This is a genomic window from Lysinibacillus sp. FSL L8-0126 (genome assembly GCF_038630385.1).
GTDB lineage: Bacteria > Bacillota > Bacilli > Bacillales_A > Planococcaceae > Lysinibacillus > Lysinibacillus fusiformis_D.
In genome coordinates this window covers 1,619,852-1,632,611 of record NZ_CP152028.1, presented here as the reverse complement: position 1 = coordinate 1,632,611, position 12,760 = coordinate 1,619,852, and the positions used below count along the sequence as shown (strand labels likewise).

Below are 12,760 nucleotides of genomic sequence, written 5' to 3'. Positions count from 1 at the left end.
CCTAATTTATTATTTATTTTATTAAAATGGTCCATAATTTATGAGATGCGCAATGACTAATAAGACAATCGCTAAGCCTGTCTGTATAAGGAAGTAAGGAAATACCCATCTGAACCATTTTGAAAATGGAATACCTGCTATTGCTAGTCCCGCTAATAAAACACCACTTGTTGGAATGACCATATTTGAAATACCATCACCAAACTGGAAAGCCAGTACGGCTGTTTGCCTAGTTACACCAATTAAATCGGCTAAAGGCGTCATGATCGGCATCGTTAACGCAGCTTGTCCACTTCCAGAAGGTACTAAGAAATTTAAGCAGAGCTGAAGCAAAAACATTCCTATCGCATTGATAGAAGCAGGTAATACACTTACAGTATTTGAAACAAAATGAAGAATAGTATCAATTAATCCTCCATTTGTAGTAATAACTAAAATGGTTTGGGCAAATCCGATAATTAATGCTCCTTCTACCATATCCCGGGCACCAGAAATAAACCCTTCAGCCATTTTATTTGGTCCAATCTTACAAATAATAGACATAATAATGCTGCTTAATAGAAAGACACCGGCAATTTCACTTATATACCATTGATACTTTATTACCCCTACAATCAATGCAACAAAATTTCCCAATAATACGAATAGTGCTATCAAATGACGTGGGCTCATCTTAAAGTCTAAATCAATTTTGATGCTCTCTTCTCTTTTAAACTTTCCGTAAATCCCTTTCGATGGGTCACTCTTCACTTTTTTTGCATGCCTATATATATAAAGTACTGTCAAACTATAAAAAACGATGAACACAATGATTCGATATGACATTCCTGAATACATTGGAAGCTCTGCAATAGTTTGAGCTACACCAATGTTAAATGGGTTCGTAATGCCTGAAGTAAAGCCAGTTGCTAATGTACCTAGCATGACGATCGCAAAGCCTGTAATCGCATCCATTCCGAGTGCCATCGTTAACGGGATAATAATCGCTATATAGACAAGCGTATCCTCTGCTGAGCCAATTAGTGTCCCTAAACTAGCAAATATTAAAACTAGAATAGGGATTAATACGTACTCTTGTTTTCCAAATTTCGAGGCCATAACTTTAATAAAGGAATCAATAGCTCCAGTCTTTTGCATTACCCCTAAAGCGCCTCCAAATAAAAAGACAAATAAAATAATAGAAGCACCCTCAAGCATTCCCAGATGCACACTATTGAATATTTCTAGAAAGCCAATAGGATTTGACTTGATATACTGAAAGGATTCTGGATCTACTATCATTCTGCCATTACTCTCAACTCTTTCATATTGTCCAGCTGGTAAAATATAGGTCAGTAACGACATGACTAAAATAATAATAAACATTAATACAAATGCATTAATTCCCTTTATCCGTGGTTCATCTTCTTTTTTATCTTGCTGTAGGTTTACCATAACCGTCTCCCCCTAATAATTTTTTCTTTAGCTTTGAACTGAGGCACAGACAACGTATCCATTAAGCATTTCTTACACACCTACAAGTTTCCACCAAACGGAAAAACATTCCGATTAACGGAAACTTTATACACAAGAATAAAAAACAGAAGATGAAATGTCAATATATTTCGACAATTCAGTAAAATTTATTTTTACTTCTAGGACAAATAAAAACTAAATATTAATAACAAATTCTTAAAAAACAGGCATAATGTTAGACTTTCCTACATATAAAAAAGACTGCTCCACTTATTTGTGGAACAGCCTTTATCGTTAAACGCTAGGTTTCTTTATAATTTTATTATAGCATAAATTTACAATAATTATTAGACTATACTTCATTGCGGAGTAGATGTATGATAAATTTCCTGATTCAATCACCCTACATTTCCTCTTAGGTTATATACGTTTATATACTAAAAAAGGTGTTTGGACAACCATTTAAAGGAGAATCACAATTATTTTCTTTTCACCATATTTATAGGTGAGGATTACTACTAACAGAAGAGAAAAATATGGAGAGGAATGTGAGTAAACGTTGGAAAATCAAAATGACTGGCTAGAAGAAAAACATCATCTTGAGCAAAGTTTAAACCTCATTGATTACAAAAAGAACGAATTATTGCTAAAAGAAAAGAGCTTCAAGGAAAATGCTGTCGCTCTGAAGAAAACTTTTTGGAACGATGTCAGAGTCAATTTAGACACTGCTGAAGATGTTGACGAAACCTTTTTCGCGATTAAGCAACAGGTAGAGCTTCTCTCTGACTCAGAGCTTGCACAGCAGCGTGCAATTCAGAATGTAAAGGTATACGAACGTTTACAACAGTCACCCTATTTTGCTCGTATTGACTTTTTACAAGATGGGCAGCAAGATCCATTAAAAATTTATATAGGTGTTGCCACTTTATTGGACGAACAAGATGAAAATATAGTTATTTATGATTGGCGTGCACCTATATCAAGTATGTACTATGATTGCACACCAGGTAAAGCCTCCTACGACACAACAGCAGAAGAGATTCATGGTGAAATGCTACTGAAACGGCAATTTATTATTAAAAACGGGCAGCTACAATCGATGTTTAATACTGGTCTTACCATTGGGGATGATTTATTACTTGATATCCTTGCACAAAATGCAAACGAGCATATTCGTAGTATCGTTGCAACGATTCAAGCTGAGCAAAATAAAATTATTCGCCATGTTCAATCACGCTATCTTATTGTAGAGGGTGTTGCGGGTAGTGGTAAAACAGCTGTGGCTTTACAACGAGTCGCTTATCTATTGTATCGCTATCGCAATGAAATGACGGCCGATCAAATTTTACTGATTACACCTAATCAACTTTTTAACCAATATGTCCATACGGTCTTACCTGATTTAGGCGAGGACAATATGCAGCAATTAACGTTTATAGAGTATGTAGAAAAACGATTAGGTCGACAGTTTAAATTGGAATATCCGTACGAGCAATTAGAGGGCCTTTTAACAGAAAAAGATGAAGCTCATTATCAAACAAAATTAAGTAGTATATCTTATAAAGCGAGCCTTGCTTACAAGCATTTGATGGATCAATATGTAAGCTATTTATCCAATAAGGGCTTATTATTTAAAAATATCGTATTTCGTGGGGAACGAATTATTACAGCACAGGAAATTACTGAATACTTCTATTCTTTCCCTTCCACTATGTCGATACCAAATCGCCTACAATTCGTAAAAGAATGGTTATTGCAGCAACTGACGAAATTTGAAAAGGCTGAGCGTACAAAAGAATGGGTAGAAGAAGCGACTGAACTATTAGATAAAGAGGACTACTCCAAGTCTTACAGTGAGCTTTTATACGAAGGGCGCTATACTGAAAATTCATTCGATGATTTAGATCAAGAACGACAAAAATTAGCGAGACAAATTGTTAAAAAATACTTTAAACCGTTACGCAATTCCGTTCACCAATTAAAGTTTGTGCATATGTTAGGTACGTATCGCCAACTCTTTGATTTGAATAATCCCATTACTAAAGATTTACAGCATCTTATGCCAAACGATTGGGAGGATATTTGCCAGCAGACACTTCCAAATTTAGCAAAACGTTTTATAGCTTATGAAGATGCAGCACCATTTTTATATTTACAGGACAAAATTGAAGGGCAGCAGACTAATACGATGATCCATCATGTATTGATTGATGAAGCGCAAGATTATTCTCCATTCCAACTAACTGTATTACAGCAGTTATTCCCAAAAGCACGTATGACTATTTTAGGAGATGGACATCAAACGATTCATCCACATACCTTCGATAACCCTTCCCTGCTCGACCCTCAATTATATGGTGAGCAGGCTGAAAAAATGATTTTAACGAAAAGCTATCGTTCGACAAAACAAATCATTCAACTTACTGCAAAAATTTTAAATGATGGTAGCGAAGTTGAGGCATTTAACCGAACTGGTCCAGAACCATCAATTACTGTCGTTCCTAATGAATTGGAACTGATAGATGAAATTACCCAAAACATCCATCACCTCTCTGCTAAATTTGAAACCATTGCTGTCATTTGTAAAACTGCTGCTGAATGCTCCGCAGTATATGGGCAATTAAGTAATCAAGTAGATATTCAATTGATTAACCATAATACGAAGCAGTTTAAAAAGGGTATTTTATTACTTCCAGCTTATATGGCGAAAGGTATCGAATTTGATGCTGTGCTTATTTATAATGCATCTGCTGCTAATTACGCAAAGGAAAACGAACGGTACTATTTTTATACAGCCTGCACGAGGGCTATGCATGAGCTACACATTTATTCCATCAACAAATTAACGCATTTCCTTCAATGATAGCTAACAGATCCTCCTGTCATAGTGCTGAAAAACAAAACTATCAATAGAATTCTTGTGAAAGGTGAAAATGGATTTCCGTTGCAGGCTACTTGCTTTCCTGTGGGCGAGCGCCGAGCCCACTACGTCTAGTATGAAAGAGAAGGAAAAGACACTTTTGCACATGGTTGGTTGGAGTGGAGCCAGCATCACAGCTGAGACCCTAGAGCGAACGGAATGCGTGAAGCGGCTCATCGGACGTGCCCTGAGAAGGATGCTGGCGGAACGGAAATCAACCTCTCGCCTTGCCAAAAAGTCTTTTTCTGCTATTTACTTCGTCTTTCTTCAACAACATAACAGGAGGATCTGTTACTGACAGATCCTCCTGTGTTTTTATATATAGAAAGTGTAATCTTCTGGAATGACACGTTTTAAAAATTTCTTTGTGCGCTCCTCTTTTGGGCTTACGAAAATATCATGAGGGCTACCCTCTTCTACGACAACGCCTCCATCCATGAAAATCACACGTTTAGCAACATCTTTGGCGAATCCCATTTCATGTGTCACCACAAGCATTGTTGTGCCTTCAGCTGCAATATTTTTCATGACCTGTAGGACCTCACCTACTAATTCAGGATCAAGTGCGGACGTTGGTTCGTCAAATAAAATAATATCTGGGTTCAATGCTACTGCACGTGCAATTCCTACTCGCTGCTGCTGACCGCCTGACAGTTGACTTGGATAGGCATCATACTTTTCCGATAAACCTACTTTATCAAGTGCCTTTTTACCAATGTCCACAGCCTGTGCTTTAGGAATTTTACGTCCAATGATTAAACCTTCCGTCACATTTTCTAATGCCGTTTTATTAGTGAAAAGATTATAATTTTGGAAGACAAATGCGACACGTTGGCGAATTGCATGTACGTCTTTTTTCTTCACATGTTGAAAATCCACTTGAATATCTCCAAATGTCGCATGTCCTTGATCCGCTTTTTCTAAAAAATTGATGCAACGTAATAATGTTGTTTTTCCCGAGCCACTAGGGCCTAAAATAACAACAACATCGCCTTTATCAATTGCTAAATCAACACCCTTTAAAATTTCATTACCACCAAATGATTTATGAATATTTTTAATTTCTAACATGCTCATTCACCCCTTAGGCATTTGCCACTTTATATTTGCTTAAATATTTTTCATAGCGCTTAAACAAGTACTCCACCGTACTACATAATATTAAGTACACGATAAAGATATCCAGATAGGCTTCCACGTAATTGTAGCCAACATTTGCAGCTACTTTTGCCTTCAGTGTAATTTCAGGAAGTGACATTGCGTAGCCTAACGAGGTAGCTTTAATAAGATTGACGGTAGCTGTACAAATATTCGGTAGCGCAACTACTAATGCTTGTGGAATGATAATTCGAGTATAAGCTTGGAATGTTGTCAAACCTACTGAGTGTGCAGCCTCTAATTGCCCCTTTTCAATAGTGCTTAACGCAGAACGAAAGACCTCTATTAAAATGGCTGTTGAGCTGAATGCAAACACGATAAACGCATACCAAATTGGATTGATTTTATAAATATCATACGCAATATTATATTTTTCAAAAATAATTTTTAACATTAACGGGATACTACTATAGATAATAAAGATTTGTATAATGATTGGCGTTCCTCGCACGAATGAAACGTAAATTTTTGCTAGATGATGAATAACTGGAATTTTATTAATTCTAGTGAGTGCCAACAAAAAACCAAGTGGCAGAGCTATCAATAAAGCAACAACTGTGACAAGGAGTGCAATGGGAACACCAGATAATGCAATGAAAAATGTTTCAAGTAAAAATGGATAATTCACGTTCACGCCTCCTCCTTAAGTTGTTTCTAAAGTTTTCTTACCCTTCCCAAATATCTTTTCTAATATAGTAAATATTTTTTCTATAATAATTGATAACACCCAATAAATAATGGCTAATGCAATATAAATTTCTAAGGCATGAGCATTGATGTTACTGGCAATAATTAAATTTGCCTTGCCCACAATGTCAATTAGACCAATTGTATAAGCTAGTGCACCTTCTTGTAGCAAAGCAATCATACCATTCCCAAAGTTCGGCAAAGCAACGACAAGTGCCTGTGGGAAAATAATTCGACGGTATGCCTGAAATGGTGTTAAGCCCACACTAACCGCTGCTTCAAACTGACCTTTTGGAATAGCTAAATAGGCTGATCTTATCACCTCAGACATGATTGCAGCAAATTGTAAGGTGAATGTTACGACAACGAATATAGCTGTTTCAATTGAATGCAGGTTAAGACCAACATTTTCTGCTAATGCTGGCACACCATAATAGACAAGAAATAACAAAACGATGGATGGCGTACAACGCATAATCGTTGTATATAAATTTGCGAATTTTTGTAACCACTTTATTGAAGATAGCTTAGCTGCCGCCAACAATAAACCAAATAGTGTGCCTAAGATAATCGAGGACCCTGCAACTAAGAACGTCATTTTTAAAAATGGTAATAACATTGGGATTGCGTTCCAAATGTAGGTTGCATCAAAATATTTATCCATTTCCTCACCAACTTTTCCTTTTATGAATAAAGACTGCTGAGCATTAAAGACTCAACAGCCTTATTATTCGTTCCGTTTCAAACTAACGATTAACATTTTCTAGCACTTCAAATAAATCGCGACCATAGAACTTGGTGCTTAATTCATTTGGTTTTTTCTGCTCTTTAATTTGAGCTATCGCTTTATCGTAGGCATCAGCAAATTCTTGCTCTTTTTTATTGAACAGAGGCCATGTTTTAATGACAGCAAATTCGTTATAGACAACCTCATTTTTTAAGTTGTAATAAGGGCCATCCTTAGCAAGCACTTGTTGTTTAAATGGTCCCTCAATCATGACGCCACCATCAACACGACCTTCATTTACCCACTGCACAACGTCTACGATAAATGCATCACCAGCTTGAAGTTGTACTTTATTGTCTGGATTTGCCGTATTATATTCATCGATAATTGTATATTGCGCGTTATTAGCAGCAATAGGTGCCAAAGAATAACCCTTTTTCGCAAAATCGGCTAATGTTTTCACACCTTCATCCTCTTTACGTAAAACGAGACCCGCACTACTCAACCCTAAAAATTCCTTCGGGAAAATAAATTTCTCTGTACGCTCCTGTGTAAAGAAGGCATTTTTAACCCCTACTTGATATTTCCCTTGCTCAACACCAATCAACAAATCATCACTTGTTGTACCTACGTATTCAAATTGATAGTCAGGTAATAATTCATCTACTAATTTCATTACTTCTACATCATACCCTGTTGGATTTCCATTATCGTCGATATAGCTAATAGGCTTGGAGGCTTGATCGTAGGCGACCTTTACTGTACGAACCTGTTCACCATCACCTGAATCCTTATCTGCTGATTCCCCTGAATTACACCCCGTTAAAAGTGCTATAGAAGCCAAACCAATTGCGGCAAATTGAAATAATCTATTCTTTTTCATCTGTCATTTCTCCTTATTTCCATGTAATCATTATGAATTTCCATTTAATCTTTGTTGTTCAATAGCGGCAGTCGCTAACTTTATAATCGTCATATCATCCATGGGCGGATTATGAAGTCCTGCACGGACGTTACGGTAATAGCGTTGTAATGGATTGGATAGCTGCAAGCTTTTCGCTCCCACGACACGCATTGCCTTATCGACTATATCTATTGCCATGTTTGTTACTGTATGTTTAGCAACAGCCATTTCATTTGTTAATAAACTACGTCTAGCTGGATCATCATAAGCCTCAGCCACTCCATACAAGACAAAACGTGCTTGATGAAGCTTTAATTCAATATCTCCTAAAAGCTGTTGTACATTTGGCAACGTACTAATCGGAGCATTCAAGCTATTCGGTTGATGATGATTGGCAAAATGGATCGCATAGTCACGGGCAGCCTGTGCAATACCTAAGTATGTTGCTGGGATATGGAGTATCCAGCCATTTATCTTGCCACCACTAGGATGACTTGGTAACTCTACTAAATGCTCTGTTGCCACTATGACATCTTTTAACACAAGATCATGGCTACTAGTACCTCGCATCGCAGACATTTCCCAATTTTCTTCAATCGTTAGCCCTACAGAATCTTTATGAATGAGGAAAAAACCAATTTGTTGCTTTTCTTCAATCCAAGCTGAAGTAAGGAAATAATCGAGCACCGGTGACGCAGTCGTAAAGATTTTGCGTCCATTTAATAGCCAGCCCTCTTTTGTCGAAACAGCATATGTTCCAGGTCGACCACCGCGTGTTGGACTACCCGTTGCTGCCTCACTAACTGCTCTATTAATGATGGCACCGCTCTTTATTTCCTGAGCGAATGCTGTTAATACATCTTCAGTCCATAAGTGGGTTTCATATATTTCACCAACAACGCCTAATGTCCAACCAAGAGAAAGAGATGCATTTTCGTCATAGCTTGCTAATGTTTCTTGCACAAGGACCATATCATAGACCGATAAACCCTCTCCGCCATATTGTTTCGGTAAAGTTAGTTGTGGATAGCCAATTTGCAAAAGCAATTGATGTGCTTCAAACGGGAAACGAGATTGTTCGTCTACCTCAACAGCCTCAGCCTTAATTGGCTCTGCAATAGCTGCTAGCTGATCTAACCAAAACCGTTGTCGCTCTGTTTTTACAAATAAATCCTTCAAGTAAATCTCCTTCTTCCTAATATATATAAATCATATAAAATTACTAAGAATTAATAGTGAAAAAAAATCTCTGCCTACATATTGTAGTGAGACACTATTCGGTACTGAATTTTCTGATTCGTTGACATTTATAATACTTTTCACATTTGAAAATGTCAATGGGTGAAACTCAAGTTTTTTTGTTAGTTTAATATGAATTACAATGTTTCAATTTTACCTTTTAATTTATGCACCATGCTTTGTTTACAACATATGCTAAGACTAATGAAAGAGGTGTATACATGACTAATCATTTTAATTCGCCACAAAGTGCTGGCACCTTATCCTATTTGGCTCCACAAGTAATTCAAACTAAGTTTGGAGATATTAATGGCGATGGTTTTTTGGAAACAATTTTTTTAGTGGGCGTTCAACAACCGGATAGCCCTCTGTGGAAAAATATCACCCTCACTATTTTTTATGTGCAAACACAACAAATGCAACAATTTCCCTTGAAACAGAATTTGGGCTATAATCCGACTATTTTTCTAGGCGATTTTACTGGTAATCATATTGAGGATATACTGGTTGTCTCTGATACTGGGGGTAGCGGAGGAATTATAAACGGTGAAATATTTTCATCCATCAACAATCAAGTTCGTTCTATTTTTGACGCAGAGTCTTTTAATAATAAACTCAAATATAGCGTTAATTATGTAGATCACTACAAGGCTGTAGTTCAAAGTTCGAATCCCGCTAAAAGATACACAATCGATTTACAGTATAAAGGAGCGGACTACTTAGCAGAAATTTATAATCCGGACGGTACATTAAAGCAACCTATAGAAGGCTGGGTAGACCCTTTTAGCGGACTATATCCCATTGATTATGATCGAGATGGAACCTATGAAATTTTAGGGTATCAAGGAATTGCAGGTAGGTATCATGCCGATGGACTAGGCTATGTAGAAAATGTTTTAAAATGGAATGGTCATGAATTTATGATAGATCGACAAACGGTTAGTATTTTTGGAGAGGATTTATCATAGAAGACTCTCTCTATTAAATAAGATGAAAAAACAGGAATCTGTTCATTTTTGCTTAAAAACAAAGCAAAAATGAACAGATTCCATCATTTATATTTGTTTTTCAACCAAGGCAAAATAGTTATTTTCAGGGTCAGCAAAATTAAATACCCTACCCATTGGCATCATAACTAAATCGCCCACTTTAATGCCCTTTGCCTGAAAATCTTGGTACATTTCTTCAATTTTATCAGCATAAAACATGATAGACGGAGTTCCTAAGTTTAGCTCCGGCTGCATTTTAGCTATGATCTCTTTATTGTGCAACACAAATGATGTTTGTGCATCCTTCGTTGGCGCAATTTCAATCCAGCGCATCCCTGCTTCTTCCTGATCAGCAACGACAACAAACCCCACTTTTTCTCTCCAAAACTTTACTGCTACCTCTTGGTCATTAACATATAGCATTACCTGCCCAATTTGATGAATCATAACCTATTTCCCTCCTCTTTTGAGCATTAGTATATATCAAACTGTAGCTTTATATAGCTTCTAACGATTTCAATTTAGCGAAATTTCGAATAATTGACCATAATATATATAACTTGTAAATTATTATTCCAAAGTACTTAACTTTTATTTTATTTCTGATAGAATGAGAATTATTTACCTTCTAGGGAAAAGTTTAGACTAAAAAAATTATGTGAGGATAATACAAGTGAAACAACTAAGTTTAAGAAAAAAGCTTATTTTTTCGTTTTTAGCAATGCTTCTCATCCCAACCCTGTTGATTGGAATTGTTTCCTACCAAAGTGCAGAAAAGCAAATTTCCGAAGAACAACATGCAAGTGCAACTGAAAGTGTACGTATTCTTAATACTAATATTACGAATACCATTGAACCCAAACTAAAAGATGTGCAATATTTTTCAAAAAAATTTAGTAAAACCTACTTTCAAGATCATAACATTCCGAAACTTCAATCATTACTAAGCGAATACATTAATATGCACCCTGAAGTAGAGCTGATTTATATTGGTACTGCCGATGGCAAACTACTTGACGAGCCTGCTCAAGACTATCCTGATGGCTTCGATCCTCGTACAAGACCTTGGTATAAGCAAGCTTTAGATAATAATGGAGAGGTCTCCATCACTGCCCCTTATGTTACACAATCAACGGGTGACATTGTCATTACAATTACGCAGGCATTACCAGATGGTTCTGGAGTTATAGGATTAGATCTTAACATTTCTACATTAAGTGATATTACGAATAATATCCGCATTGGAGAGACTGGTTTTGCCTCTCTTCTAGATAGCAATAAGCTCTATATCGCACAGCCTGAAAAAGAAAGTGGTACTGAGGCAACAGAAAACTATATCACTAAAATTTATGAGCAAGAAAGCGGCACAATTATTGAAAGAGACCGTCATTTACAGTTTGCTACAAATGAACTTACTGGCTGGAAGATAATAGGCACAATGTTTACTGCAGAAGCTGCAAAGGCTGCTGCCTCCACTTTAAATATCAACTTGATCATTATTGTTGTGTCCATTCTAGTTGGTATTATGTTTATGCTCTTCATGATTAAGTCTGTAGTTAATCCAATTAATCGACTTAAGCAAAGCGCGTTGAAAATTAGTGAAGGTAATTTAACAGAGTTTATTGAAATTCATTCTAAAGATGAAATTGGACAACTTGGGGAAGCTTTTATCTCCATGAAGGTTAGCTTGAAAAAACTAATTCGCAACGTGGACCAAAGCTCCCAGCATGTTCAAAAGTCTGCTCAAGATTTATCTGCCAATGCAGAACAAAATATTGCTGCCTCTGAACAGGTTGCGGATGCTATGCAACAAATGGCAGTCAGCACGGAAAAGCAAACAACAGGTATTGACCAAAATGCTATCTCCATTGAGGAAATTGCTAAAGGGGTTGTTGAGGTCGCAGACAGCTCTATGCAGGTATCAGACCTTTCTAGCCATGCTATCCAACTGGCAGATGAAGGTGGACAAGCAGTCGAGCAAACTGTACAACAAATGAACTCTATTCATGAATCTGTTACACAATCAGATACAATGATTAAAACTCTATATGATCGCACGAAAGAAATCGGTTCCATTTTAGAGATGATTAGTGCCATTTCAGACCAAACAAATTTACTAGCCCTCAATGCTGCTATCGAGGCAGCAAGAGCTGGAGAACATGGCAAAGGCTTTGCCGTAGTAGCCGATGAAGTACGAAAATTAGCAGAGCAATCTCACCAATCAGCAGAGCAAATTGCTGCGCTCATTACGAGTATTCAGCAGGATACAGCTAAATCTGTGCAGACTATGGTCAAGGCTTCAGCAGATGTTCAGGATGGCTTACAATTGACAGAATCAGCAAGTAAGAAATTCGCCAGCATTATTGAAAGTCTACGAAACATTGCGCCAAAGATGGAGGATATCTCTGCCTCTGCACAAGAAATGTCTGCAGTCGTGGAAGAAGTCTCCGCTACAGCTATTGAATTATCAGATCACGCCAAATTAAATGCTGCAGCTACAGAAGAAGTTGCTGCTTCTACTGAGCAAACTTTATCCTCTATGCAGGACATGGCATCCTCTGCCAAAACGTTACTTGATATGGCGGATGAATTGCAAGGTTACGTAAATCGTTTTGAATATTAAATTATCCTTTCAGAATCTGAGTTCTATTATGGAGCTCAGATTTTTTCTGTACTAATTT

The 12,760-nt window shown here is 36.9% G+C and carries 10 protein-coding genes; 3 read left to right on the top strand and 7 right to left on the bottom strand.

Going from position 1 to position 12,760, the window contains the following annotated elements; translation table 11 throughout:
* Positions 1-21: 21 nt before the first annotated feature.
* Positions 22-1,434 carry an AbgT family transporter gene (locus tag MHI34_RS07835; RefSeq protein WP_036123899.1) on the bottom strand — a complete coding sequence of 471 codons (1,413 nt, stop codon included), beginning with the start codon at positions 1,432-1,434 and terminating at the stop codon, positions 22-24.
* 580 nt (positions 1,435-2,014) lie between these two features.
* Here MHI34_RS07835 and helD point away from each other — a divergent pair.
* Entirely contained in the window at positions 2,015-4,318 is a 2,304-nt protein-coding gene (gene helD / locus MHI34_RS07830; RefSeq protein WP_058845145.1) for an RNA polymerase recycling motor HelD, read from the top strand.
* 372 nt (positions 4,319-4,690) lie between these two features.
* Here the strand turns inward: helD and MHI34_RS07825 are convergent, their stop codons facing one another.
* The 5 genes from MHI34_RS07825 to MHI34_RS07805 form a co-directional block, all read right to left on the bottom strand.
* Positions 4,691-5,446: an amino acid ABC transporter ATP-binding protein gene (locus tag MHI34_RS07825; RefSeq protein WP_058844107.1), complete on the bottom strand. Its 756-nt coding sequence runs from the start codon at positions 5,444-5,446 to the stop codon at positions 4,691-4,693.
* Between the two features lie 13 nt (positions 5,447-5,459).
* Positions 5,460-6,161, bottom strand: a complete 702-nt coding sequence (locus tag MHI34_RS07820) for an amino acid ABC transporter permease (RefSeq protein WP_036123914.1) — start codon at positions 6,159-6,161, stop codon at positions 5,460-5,462.
* 15 nt (positions 6,162-6,176) lie between these two features.
* Positions 6,177-6,884: an amino acid ABC transporter permease gene (locus tag MHI34_RS07815; RefSeq protein WP_141904543.1), complete on the bottom strand. Its 708-nt coding sequence runs from the start codon at positions 6,882-6,884 to the stop codon at positions 6,177-6,179.
* Between the two features lie 82 nt (positions 6,885-6,966).
* Positions 6,967-7,830 carry a transporter substrate-binding domain-containing protein gene (locus MHI34_RS07810; protein ID WP_342504323.1) on the bottom strand — a complete coding sequence of 288 codons (864 nt, stop codon included), beginning with the start codon at positions 7,828-7,830 and terminating at the stop codon, positions 6,967-6,969.
* Positions 7,831-7,860: 30 nt separating this feature from the next.
* Complete coding sequence (locus MHI34_RS07805; protein ID WP_058844106.1) at positions 7,861-9,030, bottom strand: acyl-CoA dehydrogenase family protein; 1,170 nt, start codon at positions 9,028-9,030, stop codon at positions 7,861-7,863.
* Between the two features lie 281 nt (positions 9,031-9,311).
* Between MHI34_RS07805 and MHI34_RS07800 the strand changes: the two genes are divergently transcribed.
* The gene (locus MHI34_RS07800; protein WP_036119444.1) at positions 9,312-10,058 is read left to right on the top strand and encodes a hypothetical protein; all 747 of its coding nucleotides are present in this window, start codon (positions 9,312-9,314) and stop codon (positions 10,056-10,058) included.
* Positions 10,059-10,145: 87 nt separating this feature from the next.
* On the opposite strand, the gene MHI34_RS07795 is transcribed toward MHI34_RS07800, so the two are convergent.
* A complete protein-coding gene (locus tag MHI34_RS07795; RefSeq protein ID WP_036119448.1) occupies positions 10,146-10,526 on the bottom strand; it encodes a VOC family protein in 381 nt (126 codons plus the stop codon).
* A 226-nt stretch (positions 10,527-10,752) separates the two neighbouring features.
* Here MHI34_RS07795 and MHI34_RS07790 point away from each other — a divergent pair, with 226 nt between their 5' ends.
* Complete coding sequence (locus MHI34_RS07790; protein WP_089933348.1) at positions 10,753-12,702, top strand: methyl-accepting chemotaxis protein; 1,950 nt, start codon at positions 10,753-10,755, stop codon at positions 12,700-12,702.
* Positions 12,703-12,760: the final 58 nt, after the last annotated feature.

Bases quoted from the DNA above. Each gene is read 5' to 3' on its own strand.
- MHI34_RS07810 (WP_342504323.1), bottom strand. From the start codon at position 7,830: ATGAAAAAGAATAGATTATTTCAATTTGCCGCAATTGGTTTGGCTTCT.
- MHI34_RS07815 (WP_141904543.1), bottom strand. From the start codon at position 6,884: ATGGATAAATATTTTGATGCAACCTACATTTGGAACGCAATCCCAATG.
- MHI34_RS07825 (WP_058844107.1), bottom strand. From the start codon at position 5,446: ATGTTAGAAATTAAAAATATTCATAAATCATTTGGTGGTAATGAAATT.
- MHI34_RS07800 (WP_036119444.1), top strand. From the start codon at position 9,312: ATGACTAATCATTTTAATTCGCCACAAAGTGCTGGCACCTTATCCTAT.
- MHI34_RS07835 (WP_036123899.1), bottom strand. From the start codon at position 1,434: ATGGTAAACCTACAGCAAGATAAAAAAGAAGATGAACCACGGATAAAG.
- MHI34_RS07795 (WP_036119448.1), bottom strand. From the start codon at position 10,526: ATGATTCATCAAATTGGGCAGGTAATGCTATATGTTAATGACCAAGAG.